The following is a 26656-nucleotide window of genomic DNA, read 5'->3' as shown; positions in this document are numbered from 1 at the left end:
AGTTTAAATTGTTTGGAGAAAAACTGTATGTATCACCTGTATTAGATTTGTATAATGGTGAAATTATTACCTATACAATTGGTTCTAGACCGACGTATTCGCTTGTTTCAGACATGTTAGAGAAAGCATTGGAACGTTTACCTGAAACCCACCAGCTACTGATGCATTCGGATCAAGGATGGCATTATCAAATGAGACAGTACGTCCGTACACTTGAATCAAGAGCTATCGTCCAGAGTATGTCTCGAAAAGGCAACTGTTACGACAACGCAGTAATAGAAAATTTCTTTGGGATTATGAAGTCGGAATTCCTCTACATAAAAGAATTTGAAAATGTAGAGCACTTTAAAATAGAATTAGAAAAATATATAGATTATTATAATACGAAACGGATTAAGGCAAAATTAAAAATGAGCCCGGTACAATACCGGACTCACTTTTATCAAGCTGCCTAATGAAATAACCGTGTCTAACTTTTAGGGGTCACTTCATATTTGCTCTTTTTCATTAGTTTTAGTTAGTTGAATGTAGAGTTGTAGCATAAAAACTGCTGCTTCTATAACGAAATTCCTATTCACCATTAATAGTGAGACATTATGTTAAGCTAATCCTTTAGTTTCGGATTAAAGTTTTTTTATATTTTTTTAAAATGACGGACACAAAAACGCATATACCTTCGAATTATATATATGGATAACATAAATATGTATATAAAAGGGGAGAAATAAGATGAAAGAAAAAAAAGAAATGTTTCAAGAAATCGCTGAGGTGTTAAAGGTATTGGCGCATCCAGTTCGTCTATCTTTAGTAAAAATAATGCTTGCAAAAGGCCCTACTAATGTAACAACAATGTATGGGGATTTGGAAATGCCTCAAAGTACAATTAGTCAACATTTATCTAAACTAAAAGCTGCTAAAATGGTTACAGGTACTCGGAAAGGATTAGAAATTTATTATGAGGTAACTGACAATCGCACAAAATCAATATTAGCATGTTTAGTTTAAATGCTGATTGTTTAGAGATTAAGAAGAGGATGCTAAAGTAATTCTGTGACTACAATTTTTAAGATTTTATACAAAAGTAATATGTATAAGTGTATGTGATTTTCTTACTAACATAAGTTGTATGTAGACTGGTTATTAATTTGTTATACTTCTTAATTAGATTATTTTATTTATTTAATAATATTGTATAATCTTCACCTTGTTAAATTTAATATTATTTTATTAAAAATTAGTAAGGTGAAGGATTATTTATGTACACATGAAATGTTTTATAAAGAGTACGACTTTACTCCAAAGTTACATTTTTAGTTTTTTATCTATAGATCTAATACTAAAGAGAAAATAACTGAAATATAAATGTAATTGAAAGGAGTGGAGTAACAATGGAGGTAAGCCTTTTTTTAGGATTTTTTTGGGGATGGATAACGGTTATCATCTCAGGAATACTTTTTGTGCGACCATCTATACTACGTGAACTGAAAAAATTAGTGGTAGAAGACAGAGGATTTGGAATCATGTATGGCTTTCTATCAATTTTCCTCGGGTTAGGTACAGTTATCCTACATAATGTTTGGACACTTAATTGGCAGGGACTCATTACACTTATTGCATGGCTTGCACTATTAAAAGGGATTTATGTAATTGCATATCCTGAACCATCCAAGAAAACCGATTTTGAAGTAAGGGTACTATCTACTCGTATAGTGCTTGCTATCTTTTGTGCTTTATCTTTATGGATGCTTATCATACTTTATATGAAATAGAGACAAATATTTTTGATCATGAGAGTATGTAGGTGGGAAGTTTTGGGTAGTCCTTTGGAACGGGATTTTATAGTTAACTGTAAATGTAGTGTTTCTTCCCTTGTAGATATGTTTTTATAAATAGTGAGATGAGCAAAACGAAGAGAGTCCTAAATAAATAGGATTCTTTTCGTTTTATAAAAGTGAATTTATCTTGTATCACTAATACGATTGATAATCATTTTTCTGGACTATTCGCAGTTATCTACCTTGTTATACTCAATGTCGGCTATGTGACCATCTGGTCGAATCAAAACGGTATCTACATTTTTTAACTTGGAATCTTGTATTTCTCCTACTATCACCTTTATGTGTGAATCAATATTTATTTTATTTATCTTATCTATATAAGAAGGGTGTATTAATAAGATAAATTTACCATCCTGCATTAATTCAAAGAGTTTATAACTTTTCTTATTTAGAGAAGAAATAGTGAGATTTGTACATCTTTTTCCTATCAATGGATGCCTTTCTGTATCGTGCATCGACGAATACATTATCCCTAAGCCACTTACTCTTTCAGATAAATCGTGATTTATCTCGGGATATGTAAGTAAGTGCGAAAATAAACCCCTTAATTCCATTCCTGCATTTGAAAAGTTTATCATTAATTGTTCTTGCGCTTGTACTTCCTTGAAAAATTGTTTTCCCACAGCATGCCTTTCAATATGATAACTTTCTAATAGGCTTTCATATTTTTTTTGTTTTATTGCGAGTCCTAATTTCCAGCCAATATTAAAAGCATCTTGTAGACCTACATTCAAACCTTGTCCTCCAGCAGGGAAATGAATATGTGCTGCATCCCCTGCTAAGAATACACGCTTATGTTGATAAGTATTTGCTAGTTTGGTTGCATTGCCAAAACGAGAAAGCCATATTGTGCTCTTAATTTGAAGATGTTCACCTGTAATACTATAAATACTATCTATAAACTCTTTTTCTGTAACAGCAACATGAACAGGTATTGTCTGATTCTTAGGATCAACAATTGCAAAACGAAATACATCAGGTGTAATAGGTACCATCATTAATATCCCATTTATATTAGAAGTAGATAAAAATGGAGTATCTGGTATATCTTCTAAAATAACATCACCTAATATAGCAGTAGTTGTTGTGTTTGTTCCATTAAACGGTATATTTGATAATTCACGAACTATACTTCTTGCTCCATCAGCTCCTATTACATATGGAACTTCTATTTTATATATTGTTTCTCTTTGTTTTATTTCTAGTTGTACGAATGTTTCATATTGTTTTAAGTCTTTCAGAGTATGCCCGCGTTTAATGACTACACCTAATTCTAAAGCACGTTTTTCTAATATTTCTTCTGTAATAGATTGGGGAATAAAAAGTGTATACGGAAAATCAGTATTTAAATTTTTAAAGTTTAATCTTGTATCTAAGGCAGCAAAATGACTTGTATTTAATTTCTTGCCTCTAGCTAAAAATCGATCTGCAATACCTCTCATAGCCATCAATTCTAAGGAACGGGGGTGTAGTGTGAGTGCTCTAGAATTTCGTACCCGGTCTAATCTTCTCTCTAAAATAACAACTTTTACGCCTTGGATAGCTAATTCACATGCTGCCATAAGTCCAACTGGACCACCACCAACTACCGCTACATCATAATAATTGTCCATATCATGCCCTCCAATTATTTAATTGTTTAAGAGCTAATGTGAAAAATTGTAAATAGATTTATAAATGCTATCTATTGTACATATATAATTATACTCCATTTTGGTTTCCTTGGAAACTAAAATGGAGTTCCTAGGAAAAGTCTACATAGTAAGTGTGGAGTTAAAGCTATATAGCGTGTGTGCAGCAGTAGCCATTGGGTAGCATTGATATGTAATGGCGTTTGCATTAAAGGCTGCAGCTTCTTCTGCTTGTGCTATTTTTGCTAAAAATGCTACTGCTCTAGTTCCATGTGGGAGTTGTAAAGGTCTTTCCGCTATTCGTAGTTTTAATGAAGTAGTAGTGGTTTTAACTCGACTTCAAATAATTCGCTTTCAATTTCAGTAAGTGCATACATCGATACAGGATGTGGAGAGGTATTAGATAAGACTTGTGATGAAAGAAGTTCTCCTGATGACGAGTAAAATGTAACAAACGCTTGTGAAAATGGAGGGACCATAATGATTACACGGTCAGTTTTTTGTAACGTATTAACCAACTCCAAAATAATATAGTTTTATAAAAATCAAAAAACAATAGATAAATATAAAGATATTATTATGGGTACTTTTCCGATAGTGAATTAAGAAAATTAATAAACTCTTTATTTTTTTGTAAATAATTTAAGAGCACACAAATATGCGTGCTCTTAGAATAGAAAGGTAGTTTTCTATGAGTAGGGAGTCCCCATATAATAAAATATGCTTGTCCAATTTAAATGTGAGAAGTTTTTGATAAAAATGCTATTTGGTAAGTCTATGTGAAAAATCACCTTGTACAGGAACTCTTTGCAAAGTATTTTGTCTGCAGTCATGATTTTTAAAGTTGATGAGAGCTGTTATCCGACTAATAAAACCACATCTCAAATTGTTGACTATATGTCTAACAACTAGGATGCGGTTCAATTAATAAAAAGTATAGGATACTTTTGTTATAAAGAGCATTTATAGATGAATGTCATTGTTTTTTACTTCTGAAAGATTTGAGGTTCTAAATTACGAGTTGTTGGAGTCCCTCTACTATAACATTTCAATAGAAATATTGAACTACTAATATGAATGTATCACATTTAATAAAGACGGTAGTGTTCTTTTAGTCATGTAATCTTTTCATTTGATGATCTTTTCCCCATTCACATAGTTCATCCATAATTTGCATTAAAGATTTCCCATATTCACTTATTGTGTATTCAACCTTTGGTGGTACTTCTTGATATACAGTACGATGGATAATCCCATCAGCTTCAAGTTGCCGAAGTTGTTGTGTAAGAACTTTTTGCGTAATGTTTGGGATTTCCCGTCGGATTTCATTTGTTCGCATTTTTCCATCCATCAACACACATAAAATATAAACTTTCCATTTTCCGCCGATTACATCGAGTGTCGTTGCAATTGGGCAATTATCATTTTGATTCATATAACACCTCCAAAGGTACTTCAAGGTTCCTATAGTACCTGAAAGTACGTACTTTTCAATTATATGTAACTCATTCATACTAATACGTAAAGGATTGAATAATTAAAAAAGGGGATGGAAGATGATGAGAACACTTGTAATTGTAGCACACCCTCATATTGAAAAATCAAAAATTAATAAAAGATGGATTGAAGAACTTGAAAAACATTCGGATGAAATAACGGTGCATGAATTATATAAAGTGGCACCAAATTGGGAGTTTAATATTGAAGAAGAGCAAAAGTTATTAGTAGAACATGACAGATATATATTTCAATTTCCGCTTTACTGGTACAGCACACCACCATTATTAAAAAAATGGTTTGATGATGTATTAACATATGGATTTGCGTACGGATCACAAGGAGATAAAGTGAAGGGGAAAGAATTTGGTGTAGCTATTTCTATAGGGGGATTAGAAAAGGACTATGAAAATAGTGGGATTACAATGGATGAGTTGACGAAACCATTCCAAGCTACATGCTTATATACAGGTATGGAATTTATACCTTCCTTTTATTTATATGGTGCAGAATATAAACTAAGTGATGAAGAGATTGATAAAAGTGCACCTGAGTATGTGCAATATGTGATGAACAAGAAGTATTCTAATATATAATGAAAAATAGCTATTTACTTGTGAAGTAAATGGCTATTTTATATTCTTCTTATATTCACTAAGTGTAATCTTTAGTAAATTAATAGTTAATCTGATAAAATAAAAAACCTAACATATATAAAGGGGAGTTTTACTTGAGAACGATGCAAAAATTACTACAAAAAAGAGCAATGCAATCACCAAATTTGGAAGCGCTTGTAGGGGGAAAGAAAAGATATTCGTTTCAGCGATATAATGAACGAGTAAATCAGCTTGCACATTATTTGTTACATAATGGTGTGCAAAGAGGAGATCGTATAGGAATACTATGCAAAAATAATCACCCATTTCCAAGCGTTATGATGGCAAGTTTAAAAATTGGAGCGGTATTTATTCCGCTAAATCATCAGCTTACTGTATATGAATTAGAAACGATTGTAAAAGAAGCGAAATTAAAAGTGTTAGTTATTGATGAAGAATTTAGTGAAGTGTTATTAAATGTTGATGCTGTTAAAGAAATTCCTTATGTAATTCAAACGACAAAAGAAGGCTTTGGTTCATTTGAATTAGAGTTGCAAAAACAGACAACGACAGAACCGAACGTAGAAGTTCATGAAGAAAATGATGCCATTTACTTATTTACTTCAGGAACGACTGGACAGGCGAAAGCATGTGTAATTGGACATAAAAACTTACATCACTATTTTGCTGAAATTGCGGGACAAAGAGAAATCCCAGCAGGTGAACGCTTTTTATCTGTGCATCCATTGTTTCATATGAGTGGCGTGCTTTCTATTTTAAATTGTATTTATCATGGCGTTACGATGATTTTCTTAGCTGATTCGAATCCTGCTCTTATTTGGGATAAGATTGAAGAAGAGAAAATTACTACGATGCTTGCTTTCCCAGCCGTTTATAGTTACATGCTTGATGAACTAAATAAAAAAGAACGTAACATTTCAACCTTTAAAGTAGCACAAAGCGGTGGTACAAAAGTGCCAGAAACACTCATTCAAAAATATATGGAAAAAGGCATATATATGGTGCAAGGCTATGGTAGTACAGAAGGTTGGGTTGTAACCTCATGGCATCCAATGATGGGAAAAGAAAAGATGTCTTCTGTAGGAAAGACCTTAAAAAATGTAGAGGTGAAAATTGTTCATCCGGAAACAGGACATGAATTAACAACAAATGAAGTTGGAGAGATTCATGTGAAAAGTCCATACATGTTTAAAGGGTATTGGAATAATGAAAAGGCGACAAAGAAGGTAGTAAAAGATAACTGGTTTAACATGGGTGATGCTGGCATGATAGATGATGATGGATTCCTGCATATTATGGGAAGATATAAAGACGTTATTATACGCGGTGGTGACAATGTATATCCAGATCAAGTAGAAGATGTTATTCATGAAATACATGGTGTTTTAGAAGTTGCAGTAGTTGGAGTTCCGGATGATTTTTGGGGTGAGGTTCCGACAGCGTACATTGTAAAAGATATGCAAACGTCTTTAACGGAAGAAGAAATTATACAGCATTGTAAAGAAAAACTAGCAAGTTATAAAATACCCAAAGTTGTATTTATGAACAAATTACCGAAAAATGCTTTAGGGAAAGTGTTGAAAAGGGAATTAAGAGAAAATGTACTTGTAAAATAAAAACGATTAAATGATGAGGAATCCAGTTATGTATAAAGCATAACTGGATTTTTTGTTTAGGGTTCTGTTGGTTGATATTGTAAAAATTCAAAACTTTTTGTGTTTTTAGTGTAATATTGAAAATAAAGGGAGCTAACTAATTTCAGTACTAGGGGGAAAAACTATGACTATAAAATTAGAAACTGAGCATTTATGTATAGAACCTTTTACTAATGATGATGTGTTTAGAATTAAAGAGTTAGCTAATGACAAGGAATTAGCTAATATTCTTGGGCTTCCGCATCCATATAAATTAGAGTTCGCGCAAGATTGGGTTGATATGCAACCAGAACTTATAAGGAAAGGAATCGAATATCCTTTAGGAATTGTCTCTAAAGAATCAAGAGAAATTGTAGGTACAATTACACTAAGAATTGACAAGGGTAACAATAGAGGTGAACTTGGTTATTGGATTGGTAAGAATTATTGGGGGAAGGGTTTTGCAACTGAGGCTGTAAACAGGATGATTCATTTTGGCTTTATCGAATTAGGTTTAAACAAAATTTGGGCATCTGCCCTTTCTAGAAATCGATCATCAATTAAGGTGTTAGAGAAGTCAGGCTTACGTAAAGAAGGCACATTAAGACAGAATAGACTTTTATTAAATACATATGAAGATGTTGATGTGTATGGAATATTAAAGACAGAATACAAGGTTTTAAATTACAGATAAGATTGATAGTATGATGACAAAAGGAAACCCTTCAGAACAGGGTTTCCTTTTTGTATTTCTCAAAAATCAATATTGTAGTTTAACAGGTCCTTGTTTATCAAAAACATAATAATTTACTAGATTTTGTATTTTGTGTAAGATAATAAAGAATATTCAAATATTGATTAAGGGAAGAGATGTAAATGAAGCTGCCGCTATTACAGGTAGAGACAGAGAGACTGATGATCCGTCCGTTCCAAAATGATGATTATGAAAGTTGGTTAGATGGATTTAATAAGAGGTTACCATCGCAGTATAAATATGACGATGGTTATCAAGTTATGGCATCATCAACAAAAGAATGGTTCACGGAATGGATAAGAGGCTTTGATGAAGCAGCACATCGAGATGAGATGTATGTATTAGGTATTTTTCGTAAAGAAGACGGAGCTAATATTGGTAAGCTAGAGCTGATTAAAATTTTACGTATGGACTATCAATGGGCGATGATGGGATACTCCATACATAATCAATATTGGAGAAATGGATATGGTGTTGAAAGTGTGAAAGCTGCGCTACCGTTATTTTTTAGTTGCCTTGATTTTCATAGAATCGAATTACATATACGTGTTGATAATGAGCCATCAGTACGTCTTGCGGAAAGAACAGGCTTTTCATTTGAATGCAAGAGAGAGGCGTTTTCATTAGAGAATGGTAAGTGGATGGATTTTCTTATTTATTATAAAAATAAAGAAATGGACAAATAAGGGGAAAAGAAAATGAAGACTATAAACGTATTTCATTACGACGCATTTACGAATAAACCAAATAAGGGAAATCCAGCAGGTATTGTATTAGAAGCAGATGGATTAACGGAAGAGGAAATGCAAATTATTGCTGAAAAAGTTGGATATAACGAAACAACTTTTGTTCTTTCCTCAGAAGTAGGAGATATAAGAATGCGCTATTTTACACCTGGTTTTGAAATGGATTTATGTGGTCATGGGACAGTAGGGACGATATATGCCTTGCGCGAAAAAGGTTTATTAGAAGAGAAAAGTAACCTTACGATTGAAACGAAGGCAGGGATTTTACCAATACAAATAGGTGTAAATGAAAATGGAGAAACCTTTATTAAAATGAGGCAGACAGCACCTCAGTTTAAAGATTTTGCAGGTTCAAAAGAAGAATTAGCTCATAGTATTGGTTTAGAAGTAAATGATTTAGATGTAAGTTTACCGATAGTATATGGAAGTACAGGAAACTGGACTGTAATTGTGCCGATTAAAAATCTAGATGCGTGTGAGAGAATGAAACCTAATAATGCTGCATTTCCGTCAGTATTAAGAGAAATACCTAATGCTTCTATTCACCCAATTTGTCTAGAAACTTATGATGAACTAGCACAAATGCATGGCCGTCATTTCTCGTCAGCTTATGCTGGGACGATTGAAGATCCAGTGACAGGAACAGCTTCAGGTGTAATGGGAGCGTATTATGCGGAGTATTTAGAGAAAGATTTTGAACATGAATTGGACTTAATCGTTGAGCAAGGACAGGAAATAAATAAAGATGGTCGTGTAACTGTTTATGTAACGAAAGGGATAGAAAACGAAAAGTTACAAATAGATATTGCTGGAACAGCGGTGTATGTGAAAGAGTTTGAAGTTTTAATATAAAAAAGAAAGCCCGGCATACATCCGGACTTTCATTATCTGTTCAACACTTCAATATACGAAGCATCTCCAGTTGTTCTTAAAGCAGAGCGAAAATTGTTATTTTCTAGCGTTTTAGCGACTTGTTGTAATTGCTGTGCATCATCATGATGGATAAGTAAGCTGTCAGCACCGCTTTCTTCTATATGAATATGTTCGACGTTTCCAATGGCATCATGTACAGCTTTTAAAAATTCAGGTTTCATGGTGTCCTCCTATATGTATGTAACGTTTTTATTTAGTATTTCCTTATTTTTGAAATATAAAAGTAAATGAAAGGAGAAATAAAATGAATATAAAGCAGTTTAACGAACATATAACATTACTATTTGGAGAGCATCTTCATAAATACGGCGATGATGAATATGGTTTTACTCATATAAGTAAAGATGAATTTCACAAAATCGGTTACACAACAAATTTAACGTTAGAAACTATTGAAGAAGCGTATAGAAATGGAGTCGATATGATAGTTACACATCATGCGCCGTGGAGTTTTTTATTTGGTATGGAAGAGGCTTGTATTGAGAAATTGAAGCAATATGAAATGAATCATTTTTGGGTTCATTTGCCGTTAGATTTTGTAAAGTTTGGCACGTGTACATCGTTATTTAACGGAATTGGGATAGATACAATACTGGAATATTCCACGTATGAGGAAGAAGAACTACCGGGAATAGGAGAATATAAAGAAGCGATTCCTTTTTCAAACTTAGTTGGAAAACTTGAAGAAAAAATGGAAGAGAAAGTGAAGAGCTGGAGAAATCACGATAAACCAGTAAAACGGATTGCGATTTTAACCGGTGCAGGAAACAATACAAATTTGATTGAACGTGCATTAGAAAAAGGGTGTGACACGTACATAACAGGTGAAAAAACATTATATACAGTGCAACATGCGAAATTTAAAGGGATTAATTTAATTGTAGGCAGTCATACGTTTACAGAAGTGTTTGGTGTAGAAAGTTTGGCTCATAAATTACAAGACATAGACCCTGCAATAGAAATTATTAGAGTATATGAAGAGCATTTAGAGTGATAAAATCACGTTATCATAAATGAGATATTGAAGAAAGCCATTGTAATAAAATAAAATTGTTGTTTGTTATATTAGGATGGTTGGGAGGATTTCCCTTGCGTTTGTCAAATAATAGTAAAGTTGTCTTTTGAATTAAGGGAATTTTCCGAATTAAAGGGTGATAGAATGGACATTTCAATAATCACTGCACAACTAGTTAAGGAAAAAGTTATTTCACATTATCCAAATAGCGTAAAAGCATTAAACGGGGGAACGGCAAGTACTATATATTTGTTAGATGAACAATACGTTGTAAAGTTGAATGAATCGGATGTCATACGTGAAGAAGTTTATTTTCTTCAGTTTTATAAAAAGGACGAATTATTTCCAAAGCTTTTATATAAGGAACCTTTAAATCGCTATATTGTTTACTCATTCCTTGAGGGCACAACTTCTTGCAAACTAGGCTATAAACGGAGTGTTCTTTGTAAACTTGTAAAAGAAGTTATCAATGAGTATGAAGTAGCTACAGAGGTTGATGGCTGGGGATGGAAAGAAAACCTAGTTCAATCTTGGAATGAATTTTTAACGACAAATGTGATGGAAGCTCATGAAAATGTAAGACGTTACATAAATGAGGAAGAGTATAGAACGGTTTTTAAGTTAGCAAATATCCAAGTAGGGGGACAGGAATAAATCAGCCATTTTTATTGCATGGTGATCTTGGATTTCATAATTTTATATTTCAAGAGAATAAACTGCACGGTGTAATTGATCCTTTACCAGTGTTAGGAGATCCTATATATGATTTAATTTATGCGTTCTGTTCAACTCCGGAAGATTTAACAAAAGAAACGATTGGTTATGCGATGAAACAATGTGTATTTCATAAAAATGACCGTGATTTATATGAAGAAATAGTCATAGGATTATATTTGCGTATAGATACATGTTTACGGCACCACCCGAAAGATTTAGAAGATTATTTAGAAGCTTGGCGTTATTGGATGGGTGAGGTTGAGGTGACTTTATAGTACAAATATTTTTGGGGAGATAGTGAGATGAATGTTGCAGAAGCGAAAAAGGATTTACTGTAATTCCATTATCGGTTACAGTTGTCTATTTACTTACTTTTATAAGTTTATTAATTGAAAATAAAAAAGCAGATCATTATCAACAAAAATCAGCTTAATAAAAATATAGGGATAGGGGAAATTATTATGAAAAATTTCGTTTGTACAACGTGTGGCGTGCAGTATGCAGCGAGTGTAGAAGAACCGGTGAGTTGTCATATTTGTGATGAAGAAAGGCAGTATGTGAATCCGAAAGGGCAGTCTTGGACGACTTTAGAAAATTTGCAAACAGATGATACATATAAAAATGAAATAATAAAAGAGGAAAATGGACTTTATAGTATTACGACAAAACCAGGATTTGCGATCGGTCAAACGGCATTTGTAGTGAAAACAGAGTCATATCGTTTACTGTGGGACTGTATTACGTATTTAGATGAAACGACAATTACGAAAATAAAAGAGCTTGGCGGATTAGATGCGATTGCATTGTCTCATCCTCATTATTATTCAACGCAAGTAGAATGGGCAGAGACATTTGATGTACCAATTTATATACATGAAGATGATAAAGAGTGGGTGATGCGTCCGAGTAGTCGTATTATTTATTGGTCTGGTGAGTCTTTACAATTAGCTGATGGATTAGTCATTCATCGTTTAGGGGGACATTTTAAAGGTGGATCTGTCTTACATTGGGAAGAAGGTAATGACGGAAAAGGGATTTTGTTAACAGGTGATATTATTCAAGTCGTAGCGGATGAACGATGGGTAAGCTTCATGTACAGCTATCCAAACTTAATTCCACTACCAGCGAGAAAAGTGGAAGAAATGGTGAATCGAGTGAAGCCGTTACAGTTTAATCGTTTATACAACGCTTTTCATCGAGTAGTAAAAGAAAATGCAAATGAGGCAGTTGAACGTTCTGCTGAAAGATATATAAAAGCAATAGAAGGAAAGTTGTTTCATACGTAAAAGGAGAGTAGCTTAATGAAAACGTTAGTATGTTTTGGAGATAGTATTACAGCTGATGAAACATTTTTTGATGGAATGCCGAGATTAACACCACGTTTGCAAGAGATGTTTCCGAATTGGATAGTAGTGAATGCAGGTGTTCCAGGTGATAATACATTCGATGCGTTAAATAGGATTGAAGAAGATGTAATATCATATAAACCAGATTTCGTAACAGTTTTTCTTGGTACGAATGATGCAGTTTCTTTTTCTCAAGTGTCATTACAAGCATATAAAGAAAACTTAGAGAAGATTGTGAACCAAGTTTCATCAGATAAAGTACTACTGATTAGTCCTGCACCAGTTGATGAAGAGAGGCAGCACAATAGAACAAATGAAGTGCTCTGTCAGTATGCAGACGTGGTGGAGAAAGTGGCGAGGGAAACAGGAAGTTATTTTCTAAACGTATTCGCTGAAATGATTCAAGAACGGGATTATAAAAGATTTGTAGAAAATGATGAAAAAGATGGATTACACTTTGGGCCAGAAGGTTATGAGTATGTAGCGAAGTTAATTGGTGAAAAGTTAAAAGGGATTTTATAAGGAGCAAAGCACTTAGTGCTTTGCTTTTTCGTATTTCTTTCGTAGTCCATAAACTTATTGATTGCTGTAATTTGGACAGATATTTTGCATTTTTATCCCGCATTAACTGCCCGTAAATGCCCGATTGGTGAGGGCTAATAATCAGTGGGGGATGAACAAAAAAACCACTGATTAAAGTTTCACTTTATGTGGGTAAAAGGCTAGTGCTGTTTTAAAGTAATATAAATTTATTTTTAAAAATTTATATTTCGTAGTTGAAAATCAATAAAGGTGTAACTATAATAGTTACAGTAAGTTTATTATTTTGAAATGTCCACATTGAATTACAAGAATGAAGGGAGTTTTTATGTAAATCAAAAAGCTATAAAAATCTATTAATTTTTATAATAAGATAAAATGCTTTTCAGTTCATACACATTATTAAATATGTTATTTCTAATAGAAAACTAGAGGTGGAAAAATGAAAAATTTTAAAGGTATGTTAATATCATCACTTGCAATTACAACTTTTGCTGGGGTAGGTACGACATTTGTAACAAATACAGTATATGCTGCTAATGACGATTCTAGTAAAATACAAGTTCGTTCTAATAAGAGTATAAACACAACAACTGGCTCGAGATTGCCTGTATTATCAGTCAATCCTTATGATGAACCTAGATTTTCAAGACAGGGATATCTTGAAGAGGCACCTTTAGGAATTAATGCTCCTTATGCTTGGGGAATTAAAGGAGGAAATGGCCAGGGAGCAACTTTTGTAGATTTGGAAGAAGGCTGGTTATTAAATCATGAAGATTTAGTCGGTCAAAATATTGAATTTATGTCTGGAAAAATGAGTAATGATCTTTCTCACGGTACTTCAGTTCTAGGTGTTGTTTCTGCAGCTGACAATGGGATTGGGAACATTGGGATTGCACCAAAAGCAAAGGCAAAAGTAATTTCAGTGATCCGAGATAATGGGAGAATCGATGTAAGAGATGCTATTTTAAGTGCCGTAGATTCTTTACAGGCTGGAGATGTTTTATTAATAGAAGAATCCTTTAAATATGATGGATATGGAGATGACCCTTTACCAGTAGAAGTATACCCGAGTATATTTAACGCAATTCGCAAAGGTACAGATAAAGGCATTATTATTGTAGAAGCAGCTGGTAATGGTGGGATTGATTTAGATGAATTTAAAGACCGTAATGGTAAGCAGATTTTAAATCGAAATAGTCCAGACTTTAAAGATTCAGGAGCTATTATAGTTGGAGCATCTACTGCAAGAGTTCCTCATAAACGTTTAGCTTTCTCTAACTATGGTAGTAGAATTGATGTATATGGTTGGGGAGAGTATGTTGATACATTAGATACATATCAAAATCAAAATAGTAAAGGACAAAAAGTTACAGATCAGAACATAATTAATCGTTATACTTCTAATTTCCGTGGTACTTCTAGCGCTTCGCCTATAATTGCTGGGGCTGCTGTATCGATTCAAGGGATTGCTAAAGAACATTTAGGTAAGGCATATACATCAAAAGAATTGAGAGCAATTTTAAGTAATCCTAGTACAGGCACAAAGTCTAATAACCCATCATCTGATAAAATAGGGGTTTTACCAGATTTAAAAGCGATTTTGTCTAACCTTGGATTTCATAGTGATTTGACTATCAATGATCCTATGGTATTTCCAGATAACGTAGAAAAAAATGAAGGAAAAGAAAATTCAATTTTCGTATTTCCAGGTGAAGAAACAAAAAGAACAGGTGATAAAAATTCAACTGTAACATTCCCAGAAGAAGATTTAAAACAGGAGGAAAAAGAAGAGGGATTAATTGTTTTTCCTGATTAATAAAAAAATACTACCTTCCATTTGGGGGTAGTATTTTTTATTTCTTGTCATTAACAAGCAGGCATGAAATTTGTATTTGTTTATCTTTCATAATGAATTTAACTAAAAAATCGAATATTTGACTGTTAATTTACTTTTTCGTCTCAATCAATTACATGAATCAATCTAGAAATGCTTGCTGCAATGCTTTCAATCCATCACTGTAAATACCATGAAACAGATTTATTGCCTCTTCGTCACTAGCTTCAACAGGAGTGAACGTACCAGACCACTCTACTAACGATGTATTACTTTCAGTACCTTTTTTCACCTGGATTGTAGATAGATAATTAGTGACTGGGAACGGTGCATTCATGATTGAATACGTGTAGTAGCGTTCTTTCTCATTGAATACTTCTAAGCGTTCTATAATTGTATCGCCATCTGGATTAGCTAAATGACGTACACGACCGCCTTCAGTTAATTTACTGCTAGGTATATAAGGTAACCAGTCTGGAAGGGAGTTGAACCCTCCGATTAATTGCCATACTTGTTCAGGTGAACCGAAAATTTCCATAGATGTAGTAGTATGTGCCATATTTGTTATGCTCCTTTTTAACCCGAATTTTTTTATTTAATATATAACTTATAAATCAAAACTATATATTTTTTATAACTAAACTATATAATAAATATAGAAACGAAAATTTATGAGCAAGGAAGTTGAAGAATATGACATTAACAATGGGCTTTATTGGGTTTGGAAAATCAGCTAACCGCTATCATTTACCTTATGTAAATACACGTAATAATATAAAAGTAAAAACAATTTTTGTACGTCAAATAAATGAAGAATTAGCGGCACCGTATGAGGAAAAAGGTATTAGTTTCACTACTGATTTGAATGAATTGTTGAATGACAAAGAAATTCAAGTGGTGACGATCTGTACGCCAGCACATACGCATTACGAATTAGCAAAAAAAGTTATACTTGCTGGAAAATCCGTTATCGTTGAAAAACCATTTTGTGATACAGTAGAACATGCGAAAGAATTATTAGCTTTAGGACGAGAGAAAGGCGTAGTCGTTATGCCTTACCAAAACCGTCGTTTTGATGGTGATTTCTTAGCTGTGAAGCAAGTTGTGGAACAAGGATTCCTTGGTGATATTATTGAGATTGAATCACATATTGATTATTTCCGTCCTGGTTCAATCACTCATGAAGCTCCAAAAGAAGAAGGTTCATTTTACAGTTTAGGTATTCATATGATGGACCGCATGATTTCACTATTCGGCCGTCCTGATACGGTAACATACGATATTCGTAATAATGAAGTGGAAGGTGCGGTTGATAACTATTTCGATGTTGGTCTACATTACGGAAATCAGCTGAAAATTAAACTGAAAACAAACCATGTCGTAGCGAAAGATTATCCACGCTTTATCGTCCATGGAACAAATGGATCATTTATTAAATATGGTGAAGATCAGCAGGAAAATGATTTGAAAGCGGGTATTATGCCTGAGAGTGCAGGATTTGGTGAAGATTCACCGATGTACTATGGAGTTGCTAAGTATCGTAATGCAAATGGTGACTGGATTGAAAAACAAATTAAAACGCCGCTTGGTGATTACGGTCGTTTCTACGATGCAGCGTATGACACAATTGTAAATGGTGCACCAAAACTTGTGAAAGATGAAGAAGCGGTAACGAATATTGAAATCTTAGAAAATGGATTTGCTGCCCCATCACCTTCAGTTTACAAACTTGAGGCTTTACATTTGAATGAATAGAAGAGAGTTTGCAGTATAAAGGAGGTATGGAAATGGCAAGCGGATCAACACAAGTAAAATACCTCGGCATTTACCAAAAGATTAAACAGCAAATTTTAGACGGTGAATATAAAATCAACGAAAAAATTCCGAGTAGCTCCGTCCTTGCTGAAGAATTCGATGTTTCAGCACTTACTATTAAAAAAGCGCTGGATCTATTAGTAAGAGACGGTTACATTATCCGCCGGCGCGGAAGTGGAACAGTCGTTCAAGATTGGCGTCAACAGGAAAAGGCACGAATGATTCAAACTTTAACAGGTACGAAAGCTGTTTATGGCAGCGAGGTAGAAAGTAAAATTATCGAGTTTACGATTGTCGGAGCCGAGGAAATCATTGCTGAAAAATTGGGCATTTCAGTAGGGGATTTTGTATATAAAATCATTCGCCTCCGTATCATTCACAGTATCCCAACGATTATGGAGCATACATGGATGCCTATTTCAGTCATTCCAGGTGTTGAGGTTTCTGTTTTAGAGGAATCGATCTACTCGCACATTCAAAATAAACTAGGTCTTGAAGTGGGAACATCCGTTGTTAGGGTCAAAGGAATTCGCCCAGATGATAAAGAAAAGCAGTTTATGAACTTAACAAATCAAGATTTCCTAATGAGAGTTGAACAGGTGGCCTATTTAACGGATGGACGAACTTTTGAATATTCTTATGCTGATCACCTCCCAGAAACCTTTGAATTTGAAACAGTTATTACTGCAAAAAGTTATAATGAAGCATAAAAAATAGGTTGGGGCACGTATTGCCTCAACCTATTTTGGTGTCTTCAATAACGCTATGGGGAAATTCACACAAACAAATGACTAATTACTCCAAGACTTAACATTTGATTAATTGAACTGTAAGGTTTAAAATTACAGTAAGCTTTTTGGAAGTGAGTTGTTAACGTCTGTAAAATGTAGCATGAATAATAGAGATAAATGATACATTGCTGAATAACTAACATGACATGAATTTGATTCTGAACTGTAATTTTTTTTAATACATTTAAATGACTGATATTTAAAATAGAAGTTTCATAAAGAACATTAAAGGAGTGAGTTAAATATGGTAATTCTATATACAACAGCAAGCTGTGCTTCATGCCGAAAAGCGAAAGCATGGCTTGAAGAGCATCAAATTGATTATATTGAAAAAAACATCGTATCAAATTCTATGACAGTTGATGAGCTTAAATCGATTCTTCGTTTAACTGAAGAGGGGGCTACTGAAATTATTTCAACTAGATCCAAAACTTTTCAGGACTTAAATATAAATATTGATGAGCTCTCACTAAATGAATTTTATACATTAATAATTGAGCATCCACTAATGTTACGTCGCCCGATTATGCTGGACGAAAAAAGATTGCAAATTGGTTTTAACGAAGAAGAAATTCGTAAATTTTTACCACGTAGCGTCCGAACATTTTTAAACATTGAATTACAAAGGTTGGCTAATTAATAAATAATATTTCTTACAGAAAATTTTTTTGAAAGGAGGAAACAAGTGATGATTGAAGTATGTGTCACAGTTAATTATAAAAATAGAAACTATCAAACAAATGTTATTGTGAACAAAGATACGATTTGGACAAAAATTAAACAATTGGCAGAAGAACAAGTGAAGAAACAGTGGAGTGTTTAATTTTATTTCCAACTTAAAAAGCTAAATGAAGTTATCAGATATAGGTGGGACCGGATAGGATATAAGGGAATTAATTTTTTGTGGCAAGAAGTATTCCACATGTTTTAACGTTCTAACCAATCTGTAATATTTATGGCTACAGTATGTTAATATATGAGAAACAATATTTTTAATCGTAGGAGGAAAATCATGAACAGCGACTTTACCTTGGCCATTCACAGTTTAACTTATTTAGCTTTACAGCCAGACCGGATGTCAACAAGTAATGCTATTTCAGAAAGTGCAGGTGTACATCCAGTACGTATTCGTAAAGTGCTAAGTTTGTTAAAAAAACATAAATTTATACAATCAAAAGAGGGAACTGGTGGAGGTTTTATTTTCGCTCGCGATTTAGATGAAATTAATCTTTGGCATATTTATCAGATAACCTCTGAAGGTGCTTTGCAGCCGAAGTGTCCGGAATCAAACAATCAGTGTGTTGTAGGTTCGAACATGCGAAAAGTTCTTTTCGCTATTTTCTTAGGTGCTGAAGAACATCTAGGTGAATACTTAAAGAATTATACAATGAAAGAAGTTGTTGACCTTATCAATCAAGAGCGTTAAGCGGCTTAATTATTATATAGCCGTGAGTTCTTAACACTTAAATGTAATGAAAAATATTACAGTATAATTTTTTTTTATATCTTTTTTATCGTCACAAAAAATATTTATAAGAAGGTGAAACGGTATGATGTCAAATAATAATCATGTTTTAAAAGTAGGAGATTGGGTTCGTGGAATATCAAATGAAGGTGAATTAATAGTTGGTTATATTGTATCACTTGATGATGTGGAGGATATAGTTACAGTTAGTATTGTGAAACGTGACGGCGAGTACACAATAAACGAAGCGATTTTACTCTTTAGTAAACACGTTAACAAACTCCCTGAATCAAAGGTAATAAATAAGGAACAAATCCTTTATCTTATAGATCTTGCATTATTAACAGGAGATGAAGAATGGTTTATCGAGCTTTCTTCAAAATTAAACTCGATAAAAGAGCTAGTTAATGAGGGATTTTAAAATTTAAACTTTTGAGGGTGCATACAATCCGCCGTATGGAGAGGACACAATTACTTTTCGCATAAAAGGAAAGAATCTAAAAACGATTCATTACAAACATAGAGATATTCCTGAAGAAGAGCCGAACAAATTACAATTAAGATGATATTGAAGTGATTTGTTTGTGTATTCCTGATAACGATAATTATGTAAATGAGCTGTCCATATGGGGCAGCTTTTTTGTTTTTTGCTCAGTGTAGTTTTTTTAAGTGTATATGAATTCAATATTAATAATATATATCCTAAAATTTGGTTTTTTTGTTTTGGGAATTTTTTCTTTTTACCTACATTAATTATTTATTAGAATATCTTTTATATTTAAAATGATTTTTTTGATAAAAGGGGGATATAAGTATCTTTATAATAAGTCACCTAGAAAGACAATGTATTATTGTATTTTTTTACTAACTAATTCAGCTTTAAGCGATAAAAACAATGGCTACATGCTAACTGTAAAATATTATCCATATAAAATTATTTCACTTTAATATTTCTGAAAATATAAAAATATTAATTTTATAAATATACACGTTATAATGAGGGCGTCGAGAGAAATTTTATTATCTCTGGAGAAAATATAAAAAATGCGATTCTTAGTAAGAAAGGTGTGTGATTAGAGGCGAAATGTATGTAATGTGCTTCAGTGGCTTGTGTAAGCAATATCATCAGTGCTACCGAAGTTATTAAAGTAATGTATAGAACTGAGAAAGAAATGCCTCGCAAATTAAGAGAGGCCGGTTTAGCTAAAATTACTGTTAAAAGTAAAAAAGAGTAACCATTAAAGTAATACACTGTTATTAGAAATGTTGCAACGTATTTATGAAGTCTATTCTATATTGTTCTCTTAAGGGGTCTTTATATAAAGAGCGGATATTATGAGTAAACTTTTTTGTGAACGCTAACAATTATATTAGGACGCTAACTAGCGAATGTTTCAATTTGGATTCATTATGATGAAGGACATACAATGTGGGGCAACTTGTAAGGAATTCATTTTCCGAAAAGGGAATATTTGTTAGATGCAAAGAGAGATGCAGGAATAGATACAAGGGGGAGTTATTATATGAACGGGAATACTGCAAAGAAAATAGAAGTTCAAGCTGAAAATACCGCACTAAAAAATGAGCAATATGCAGATCCGAAAAAGTGGCATAAGCAGGATACTACATGGGCACTGAGTCTATTTGGAACTGCAATTGGAGCAGGGGTGCTCTTTTTACCGATTAATGCAGGTTCAGGTGGTTTATTATCTTTACTACTAATTACATTACTTGCATATCCAGTTATGTACTACTCACATAGGGCGCTTGCTAAAATGATATACGCTTCTAATTCTGCTGATGAGGGGATCACAGGTACAATTAGAGAGTATTTCGGAAATAAAGCGAGTATCATTTTTAACATCGTATATTTCGGTTCAATTTATACAATCGTACTAATGTATTCGGTTGCGCTTACAAACACTGCAAGTAGTTTTATCGTGCATCAATTGCACATGCCAGAACCTCCAAGGGCTATTTTATCACTTGTATTAGTTCTTGGTCTTATCGCTATACTGAATTTTGGTCAAGATATTACTGTAAAGGTAATGAGTATGTTAGTGTATCCTTTCATAGTTTCTCTACTTTTTATCGCAATATCTTTAATTCCACAGTGGAATACGTCAATGCTTAGTTTTTCAGCTGTTTCAACTGCTTCAACAGGAACAGGCTATTTTGGGACGATATTGATGATTCTACCAATCATCGTATTCTCATTTAATCATTCACCTATGATTTCATCATTTGTTGTGAAACAGAGAGCTACGTATGGAATCGAAGCCACTGATGCTAAATGTGCGCAAATACAAAAGGTTTGTTATATCATGACATTCGCTGTTGTTATGTTCTTCGTTTGGAGTAGCGCATTGAGCTTGACTCCAGATGATATAAAAATGGCAAAAGAACAAAACTTATCAATCCTTTCATATCTTGCTAATGAGCTTAATTCGCCTGTAATCACTATTGCAGCTCCAATTATTGCTTTTGTGGCTATTACAAAGTCTTTCCTTGGCCATTATATAGGAGCATTTGAAGTAATGCGTGACATGATTATTAAGTTCGGTAAATCACGTGGAAAAGATATTGAAGAAAAAACAATTAAGACAATAATCCTTACTTTTGTTGTATTATCATGCTGGTTTGTTGCTTATACAAATCCAAGTATTCTTGGACTTATTGATTCTCTAAGCGGTCCTTTAGTTGCTGCTATCTTATGTCTATTACCGATGTATGCGATTCAAAAAGTACCAGTACTAGCTAAATACAAAGGGAAAATGAGCAACGTATTTGTTATTATTGTAGGTGTACTTACAGTTTTAGCAAGTATTAATTCATTATTCTAATTCACTATTGTTGATTTTAGTGTCAAAGTAGTGGCATATGAAATATCTATTTTTGGACAAACTTCTCAAGTTGGAGAGTTTGTCCTTTTTATTCAATCTATTAACAAACAGCCACCTTTCAGATAAGGTGGCTGTTTCGGTATTAATTTATTATTCACGTCTAAATGGACCTTTTGGAGCAATTAGCTCTAAATTAGTACCATCTGGATCACGGAAGTAGGCAACTCCTGTACCAAATCCAGATTTCAAGCCGTCTTCTTGAAAGATAATTGGTTCTCCATATGGGTGCTATCTTATGCCCATCAGGCTAACAAAATGAATTGCCTCTGAAACAAAAAAATGATTTTTATTACTATAAAAAACGTAAAGTATCTGTTTTTAGAAAAAATTAATTTTTATAAATTGATGGAGATATAACTCAATTCTTTTATATATTTAGTTAAATATGATTGTCAGAATGAACTTAAAGTAATTATGATTTCTAGAAATGCGAACTGATGTTTTGAATTGGTTTAAAGTTGCTGGAACAAAATAAAACCAATTGAGCAAAAAAACTTGCAAAAATAAAAAGAGAGATGTATATTAATTGATGTATCAATAATTGATATATCAATTAATGTTTTGACAAGAAAGAAAAGGAACGTTTCATGAAGGGAATGTTCGTAAATATCAGTGGAGAAGAACGCAAAATACTTATTCATGTTCTATTACAGATGCAAAAAAATGTAGGGAATATTAAAGAATAGAGAGTGTAGGGGGCAGAATAGTGTGGAAATAATCGTAGCTATTTTAGTCGGGATCGTAGCATTAGAACATTTGTTTATCATGATCCTTGAAATGTTTTTTATTGATTCAAAAGTAGCGAAACGTGTTTTCAAATTACCGAAGCATTTAGAAGGAGATCGAAACGTAGCCATTATGTTTGCAAACCAAGGTTTATATAATGGATTTTTAGCGGCTGGTCTCATTTGGGGACTTGTACTTGGACTCAATCCAATTGGTTATATGGTCCAATTATTTTTTGTGATTTGTGTGGTGGTAGCAGCTATTTTCGGAGGTTTCACATCTAATAAATCAATTATTGTGAAACAAGGACTTCCAGCTGTTTTAGCAATGGTTGCCCTTTTATGTATGATATAGAATCAAAGTTTCTCAATAAAAGAACTCATTTTTGAAAAGAATACGCTATTCTTTCTTTAGAATTATAGGAAAGGATGGCGTTTTTGTATGTCTATTTCTATAAGTAGTGAATTATAACTATTCCCTCAAGGGACTCAATTGCTTTTTAGCTTTTGGATATATGTTCATCCATCTATGTTTCCTCCTATTGTTGGATAGTGTAATAATTGATAAAAATTTTGATGAAATTGGATTATAACGATTGATCAAAAAAGTTAGTGATTAAAAATATTATTCTTTAGTACATACATTTTTAAGATGTTAAATATATTTCATAATAGTCTCTGTAAGATAGGGATAAGTAGAATAGTACTTTTTATAACTTTGAATATCATTCATAATAGCATCAGTAAGAAGAAAACAAGCTTTACGGTACTAGTTACCAACGATGTTACAGCAGTTTATTTGGAATCAGATTGATTGAAAGGTTGTACTATATGGCCTAATAATTTCGAAAAAATGTCGGTGTGGCATAAAACAATTATGGAGGTTAAAGATATGAGTACTTCAAATTTGAATGAAATAAGTAAACAAATTTTAAAAGAGGAGGAAACACTTCAATTTTCCTCTTTTACAAATGAAGATGCCTTGCAACTAGGTTTATTTATCGTTGAAACAGCGAAGCAAGAAGGGAAATTGATTGCTGTTGATATAACGAAAAATGGTGTGCAATTATTTCATTTCAAGATGACAGGGACAAATGAGGAAAATACGAAATGGATTGAGCGTAAAAAACGAGTCGTTTCCCTGCATGATCGTAGCTCGTATTATATGCAGATACAAAGTGAAATAACTGGAATTTCATATAATGAAAAATATCTTTTAGATACTTCGGAATATGCTGCGTTTGGTGGATGCTTTCCTATCAGAATAAAAAACGTAGGGGTTATTGGAATGATAACAGTTTCAGGATTACCACCAGAAGAAGATCATGAATTGGTTATAAGAGCGGTGAAAAATCAGTTAAATCAGTAATGAAAGTATTTTTATACTTTCATATTAGATAATGGAGTATTATAAGCAATTACTAATATGTAAATCCTTATGAGATGTTAATTATTAAATAAGTGACCAGTATGGTTTCTACTACAGTTCATTAGTAATATTTAGTTAAATTTAAAATGTAAAAAGCCAGGTAATGCATTATTCATGCTACCTGGCTTTTTAACTATCAATTTAAGTTTATTTTCATGTTTGTGTAAATATGAAACACGCAGGATACATGAATAGAGAATGGGTAAAATAGTACCGAATGATCACTAGATTTTATGAATGATGTTATAAGTCTTTTTTAGGGAAATTGAAGGAAGTGATGTGTTTAGATTTAGAATGACTGGCAATGGGTGTTAGGAAGTTCAATGATTCAAAAATGAACTCATTTAAACGCATATTATCTTTGAGATGTATCCTTTTGAAGAATATTAAAACTTAGGAGGAAATGAATTATGACAAAAGATTTCTATACTGCACTGAAAGAAAGACGTACTTACTATGGAATTAACAAAGAGGTACAAGTATCGGATGAAAAAATTAAAGAAATCGTGGAGTTTGCTGTGAAATATACTCCATCAGCTTTCAATTCTCAAACTGCGCGATTAGTTGTATTATTTGGTGAAGCTCATGATAAATTATGGGATATTACAACTGAAACATTAAGAAAAGTAGTTGGAGATGGAGATTTCTCAGGAACGCAACAAAAAATGGATTCTTTTAAAGCTGGTTATGGAACAGTACTATTCTTTGAAGATGAGGCTATCGTTAAATCGCTTCAAGAAAAATTTGCTGCATATGCTGAAAACTTCCCAATTTGGTCACACCAAGCATCAGGTATGCACCAATTAGTCGTGTGGACAGGTTTAGAAGCAGAGGGATTAGGGGCATCTTTACAACATTATAATCCATTAATTGACGATGAGGTAAAACAAGAATGGAATGTCCCTGCTAATTGGAAACTAATTGCACAAATGCCATTTGGTAATCCAACTGCTACTCCAGGTGAAAAAGAATTCCAACCGCTTGAAGAACGTGTGAAATTTCATAAGTAATATTCAAATGTAATAATACGATTTAGTTATAGTAGAGTTATTCGCTCTTTTTCGGGATAGGACTATGCTATTGATGAAATCGGAAAAATACTATTATATTTTTAAAAAGAACAAGGCGATCATTTTTGATCGCCTTGTTTGACATTTGTACAATTAATCTACGCATTACGCTTAATAAGCTAAACAGCATGAATTATTATGTATATTATCTAGTTATAGTTACCAAACATTTTTCAACACTATTTTACCTATTGCATTATTCGACTCCAAATACTTGTGTGCTTGTGCAACTTCATCAAACGTGAAAGTTTTCGAATCTAGCAATGGACGAAGTTTTCCTTCTTCTACTATTTGAGTTAGTTTAGTCAAAATTTCCCCGCAAGCGTCACGTTTATCGGTATGTAATATTTTTAACGCCATAAAAGTAACGTGCAGAGTAAGTCCTTTTGCGTGTAAAGGAGAGAGGTCATGGGTTGAACGAGCTGCAATTGTTACGACAGTTCCATTAACTGCGGCAGCTTCAAAAGAATGATCAAGATTCTTGCCGCCTACTGTATCAAATATAACTTCAAATCCGTTTCCGTTCGTATGTTTTTGTACATATTCTTGAACAGATTCTTCTTTATAATTAATAGCTATATCGGCTCCTAAACGATGGGCTATTTCTATTTTGCTTTGCTGAGAAGCGGTTGTAAAAACTTTAGCACCTGCCCATTTAGCTAGTTGAATGGCTACGTGTCCTACGCCACCAGTAGCTCCATGAATGAGAACATTTTGACCAGGTTTAATATTTGCACGATCAAATAAAGATTCCCAAGCTGTAATTGCCACTAATGGTAGAGCAGCTGCTTCTTCCATTGTTAAATTTTTAGGTTTGTGAGCAATTAATCGCGCATCAGCAAGCATAAATTCTGCAAGTGCACCTCCAGTTTCTTTAAAACCTCCGGCACATCCGTATACTTCATCCCCACATTTAAATTTCGAAACACCTTCTCCTACTTCAATAACAATACCAGCTACATCGCCGTGTAATATAGCTGGAAACTCAGGAGCGACTGCTGAAACGGCACCACTACGCATTTTTGTATCGATTGGATTTACACTTGTTGCTTTTACATCGATTAGAACATGACCTGGTAAAAGTTTTGGTTTTGAAACTTCTTCTAATTGAAATACAGATGAATCCCCAAAAGAATGGATAATTTGTGCTTTCATAGTTTATACCTCCTGTTTGTGGTTATAGCATAGCAAAGTACGAAAAATAAGTATAATATTTTGAATTTGGTTAGTGAGAATTTTATATAAAGAAGAGGAAAGTGCATGAAATGAAATAATGTAACGTACTTCTAAAAACTACTGTAAAGCTTTTTGAAGAAAGGGTAGATGTTATTTTTGCAGCATGATTTATTCATT

General features: G+C 33.2%; 28 protein-coding genes and 4 pseudogenes. 25 read left to right on the top strand and 7 right to left on the bottom strand.

Annotated elements, in window-relative coordinates; all coding sequences use genetic code 11:
* The 3 genes from ACS2FK_RS14805 to ACS2FK_RS14795 all read left to right on the top strand — a co-directional run.
* On the top strand, positions 1-455 hold a 455-nt coding region (locus tag ACS2FK_RS14805), incomplete at its 5' end, for an IS3 family transposase (RefSeq protein ID WP_277502893.1).
* Positions 456-729: 274 nt separating this feature from the next.
* Complete coding sequence (locus tag ACS2FK_RS14800) at positions 730-1005, top strand: ArsR/SmtB family transcription factor (protein WP_000660065.1); 276 nt, start codon at positions 730-732, stop codon at positions 1003-1005.
* Positions 1006-1388: 383 nt separating this feature from the next.
* Positions 1389-1769, top strand: coding sequence for a hypothetical protein (locus ACS2FK_RS14795; RefSeq protein WP_063548126.1), 381 nt, complete (start codon positions 1389-1391; stop codon positions 1767-1769).
* 230 nt (positions 1770-1999) lie between these two features.
* Here the strand turns inward: ACS2FK_RS14795 and ACS2FK_RS14790 are convergent, their stop codons facing one another.
* From ACS2FK_RS14790 to ACS2FK_RS14780, 3 genes are all read right to left on the bottom strand, one after another.
* Positions 2000-3451 carry an FAD-dependent monooxygenase gene (locus tag ACS2FK_RS14790; protein WP_063548124.1) on the bottom strand — a complete coding sequence of 484 codons (1452 nt, stop codon included), beginning with the start codon at positions 3449-3451 and terminating at the stop codon, positions 2000-2002.
* Positions 3452-3777: 326 nt separating this feature from the next.
* Complete coding sequence (locus ACS2FK_RS14785) at positions 3778-3993, bottom strand: hypothetical protein (protein WP_154816434.1); 216 nt, start codon at positions 3991-3993, stop codon at positions 3778-3780.
* Positions 3994-4580: 587 nt separating this feature from the next.
* Positions 4581-4904, bottom strand: a complete 324-nt coding sequence (locus ACS2FK_RS14780; protein ID WP_063548122.1) for a winged helix-turn-helix transcriptional regulator — start codon at positions 4902-4904, stop codon at positions 4581-4583.
* A 124-nt stretch (positions 4905-5028) separates the two neighbouring features.
* On the opposite strand from ACS2FK_RS14780, the gene ACS2FK_RS14775 reads away from it, so the two are divergent.
* The 5 genes from ACS2FK_RS14775 (at position 5029) to ACS2FK_RS14755 (ending at position 9569) form a co-directional block, all read left to right on the top strand.
* The gene (locus tag ACS2FK_RS14775; protein WP_025921899.1) at positions 5029-5562 is read left to right on the top strand and encodes an NAD(P)H-dependent oxidoreductase; all 534 of its coding nucleotides are present in this window, start codon (positions 5029-5031) and stop codon (positions 5560-5562) included.
* A 134-nt stretch (positions 5563-5696) separates the two neighbouring features.
* Positions 5697-7199, top strand: a complete 1503-nt coding sequence (locus ACS2FK_RS14770) for a class I adenylate-forming enzyme family protein (protein WP_063548120.1) — start codon at positions 5697-5699, stop codon at positions 7197-7199.
* Between the two features lie 163 nt (positions 7200-7362).
* The gene (locus ACS2FK_RS14765; RefSeq protein WP_063548118.1) at positions 7363-7911 is read left to right on the top strand and encodes a GNAT family N-acetyltransferase; all 549 of its coding nucleotides are present in this window, start codon (positions 7363-7365) and stop codon (positions 7909-7911) included.
* A 182-nt stretch (positions 7912-8093) separates the two neighbouring features.
* Entirely contained in the window at positions 8094-8657 is a 564-nt protein-coding gene (locus ACS2FK_RS14760; protein ID WP_063548116.1) for a GNAT family N-acetyltransferase, read from the top strand.
* A gap of 12 nt (positions 8658-8669) precedes the next feature.
* Positions 8670-9569: a PhzF family phenazine biosynthesis isomerase gene (locus tag ACS2FK_RS14755; RefSeq protein ID WP_000849324.1), complete on the top strand. Its 900-nt coding sequence runs from the start codon at positions 8670-8672 to the stop codon at positions 9567-9569.
* Positions 9570-9601: 32 nt separating this feature from the next.
* Here ACS2FK_RS14755 and ACS2FK_RS14750 read toward each other — a convergent pair whose 3' ends face one another.
* Positions 9602-9811: a hypothetical protein gene (locus ACS2FK_RS14750; protein ID WP_000801653.1), complete on the bottom strand. Its 210-nt coding sequence runs from the start codon at positions 9809-9811 to the stop codon at positions 9602-9604.
* An 83-nt stretch (positions 9812-9894) separates the two neighbouring features.
* Between ACS2FK_RS14750 and ACS2FK_RS14745 the strand changes: the two genes are divergently transcribed.
* The 6 genes and pseudogenes from ACS2FK_RS14745 (at position 9895) to ACS2FK_RS14720 (ending at position 15087) form a co-directional block, all read left to right on the top strand.
* Positions 9895-10644 (top strand): Nif3-like dinuclear metal center hexameric protein, encoded by a 750-nt coding sequence (locus ACS2FK_RS14745; RefSeq protein WP_063548114.1) that lies wholly within the window; start codon positions 9895-9897, stop codon positions 10642-10644.
* 165 nt (positions 10645-10809) lie between these two features.
* A pseudogene (locus ACS2FK_RS14740) lies at positions 10810-11657 on the top strand (aminoglycoside phosphotransferase family protein).
* Positions 11658-11698: 41 nt separating this feature from the next.
* Positions 11699-11815, top strand: a pseudogene (locus ACS2FK_RS14735) (DUF7010 family protein); the annotation flags it as partial.
* 28 nt (positions 11816-11843) lie between these two features.
* A complete protein-coding gene (locus ACS2FK_RS14730) occupies positions 11844-12668 on the top strand; it encodes an MBL fold metallo-hydrolase (RefSeq protein ID WP_063548112.1) in 825 nt (274 codons plus the stop codon).
* A 15-nt stretch (positions 12669-12683) separates the two neighbouring features.
* A complete protein-coding gene (locus ACS2FK_RS14725; RefSeq protein WP_063548110.1) occupies positions 12684-13250 on the top strand; it encodes an SGNH/GDSL hydrolase family protein in 567 nt (188 codons plus the stop codon).
* Between the two features lie 460 nt (positions 13251-13710).
* The gene (locus ACS2FK_RS14720; protein WP_063548108.1) at positions 13711-15087 is read left to right on the top strand and encodes a S8 family peptidase; all 1377 of its coding nucleotides are present in this window, start codon (positions 13711-13713) and stop codon (positions 15085-15087) included.
* 160 nt (positions 15088-15247) lie between these two features.
* Here ACS2FK_RS14720 and ACS2FK_RS14715 read toward each other — a convergent pair whose 3' ends face one another.
* Positions 15248-15664, bottom strand: coding sequence for an SRPBCC family protein (locus ACS2FK_RS14715; protein ID WP_063548106.1), 417 nt, complete (start codon positions 15662-15664; stop codon positions 15248-15250).
* A gap of 134 nt (positions 15665-15798) precedes the next feature.
* Between ACS2FK_RS14715 and ACS2FK_RS14710 the strand changes: the two genes are divergently transcribed.
* The 8 genes and pseudogenes from ACS2FK_RS14710 (at position 15799) to ACS2FK_RS14675 (ending at position 22019) form a co-directional block, all read left to right on the top strand.
* On the top strand, positions 15799-16860 hold the full coding sequence (locus ACS2FK_RS14710) for an oxidoreductase (RefSeq protein ID WP_063548104.1): 1062 nt from the start codon (positions 15799-15801) through the stop codon (positions 16858-16860).
* A 32-nt stretch (positions 16861-16892) separates the two neighbouring features.
* Positions 16893-17630, top strand: a complete 738-nt coding sequence (locus ACS2FK_RS14705) for a GntR family transcriptional regulator (protein WP_063548102.1) — start codon at positions 16893-16895, stop codon at positions 17628-17630.
* Positions 17631-17955: 325 nt separating this feature from the next.
* Positions 17956-18351, top strand: coding sequence for a transcriptional regulator SpxA (spxA, locus tag ACS2FK_RS14700; RefSeq protein ID WP_063548100.1), 396 nt, complete (start codon positions 17956-17958; stop codon positions 18349-18351).
* A gap of 48 nt (positions 18352-18399) precedes the next feature.
* The gene (locus ACS2FK_RS14695; protein ID WP_063548098.1) at positions 18400-18534 is read left to right on the top strand and encodes a BA3454 family stress response protein; all 135 of its coding nucleotides are present in this window, start codon (positions 18400-18402) and stop codon (positions 18532-18534) included.
* Positions 18535-18723: 189 nt separating this feature from the next.
* On the top strand, positions 18724-19137 hold the full coding sequence (saiR, locus tag ACS2FK_RS14690; protein WP_001083465.1) for an Rrf2-family transcriptional regulator SaiR: 414 nt from the start codon (positions 18724-18726) through the stop codon (positions 19135-19137).
* A 124-nt stretch (positions 19138-19261) separates the two neighbouring features.
* Complete coding sequence (locus ACS2FK_RS14685) at positions 19262-19597, top strand: IDEAL domain-containing protein (protein WP_063548096.1); 336 nt, start codon at positions 19262-19264, stop codon at positions 19595-19597.
* 7 nt (positions 19598-19604) lie between these two features.
* Positions 19605-19742: pseudogene (locus ACS2FK_RS14680) on the top strand (DUF3888 domain-containing protein); the annotation flags it as partial.
* A gap of 957 nt (positions 19743-20699) precedes the next feature.
* Positions 20700-22019, top strand: a complete 1320-nt coding sequence (locus ACS2FK_RS14675; protein WP_063548094.1) for an aromatic amino acid transport family protein — start codon at positions 20700-20702, stop codon at positions 22017-22019.
* Positions 22020-22169: 150 nt separating this feature from the next.
* Here the strand turns inward: ACS2FK_RS14675 and ACS2FK_RS14670 are convergent.
* Positions 22170-22304 (bottom strand): annotated as a pseudogene (locus ACS2FK_RS14670) (VOC family protein); the annotation flags it as partial.
* Positions 22305-22787: 483 nt separating this feature from the next.
* Between ACS2FK_RS14670 and ACS2FK_RS14665 the strand changes: the two are divergent.
* The 3 genes from ACS2FK_RS14665 to ACS2FK_RS14655 all read left to right on the top strand — a co-directional run bounded on the left by ACS2FK_RS14665 (position 22788) and on the right by ACS2FK_RS14655 (position 25243).
* Positions 22788-23159, top strand: coding sequence for a DUF1304 domain-containing protein (locus ACS2FK_RS14665; protein ID WP_063548092.1), 372 nt, complete (start codon positions 22788-22790; stop codon positions 23157-23159).
* Between the two features lie 498 nt (positions 23160-23657).
* The gene (locus tag ACS2FK_RS14660; protein WP_140157131.1) at positions 23658-24173 is read left to right on the top strand and encodes a heme-degrading domain-containing protein; all 516 of its coding nucleotides are present in this window, start codon (positions 23658-23660) and stop codon (positions 24171-24173) included.
* A 470-nt stretch (positions 24174-24643) separates the two neighbouring features.
* Positions 24644-25243: a nitroreductase family protein gene (locus ACS2FK_RS14655; protein ID WP_000158939.1), complete on the top strand. Its 600-nt coding sequence runs from the start codon at positions 24644-24646 to the stop codon at positions 25241-25243.
* A 219-nt stretch (positions 25244-25462) separates the two neighbouring features.
* Here ACS2FK_RS14655 and ACS2FK_RS14650 read toward each other — a convergent pair whose 3' ends face one another.
* The gene (locus tag ACS2FK_RS14650; protein ID WP_063548088.1) at positions 25463-26458 is read right to left on the bottom strand and encodes a zinc-dependent alcohol dehydrogenase family protein; all 996 of its coding nucleotides are present in this window, start codon (positions 26456-26458) and stop codon (positions 25463-25465) included.
* Positions 26459-26656: the final 198 nt, after the last annotated feature.

The sequence above is a fragment of the Bacillus cereus group sp. BceL220 genome (assembly GCF_051776965.1).
GTDB classification, from domain to species: Bacteria; Bacillota; Bacilli; order Bacillales; family Bacillaceae_G; genus Bacillus_A; species Bacillus_A cereus.
The sequence above is the reverse complement of the archived record's forward strand: the minus strand, read 5'-3'. Positions and strand labels throughout refer to the sequence as shown.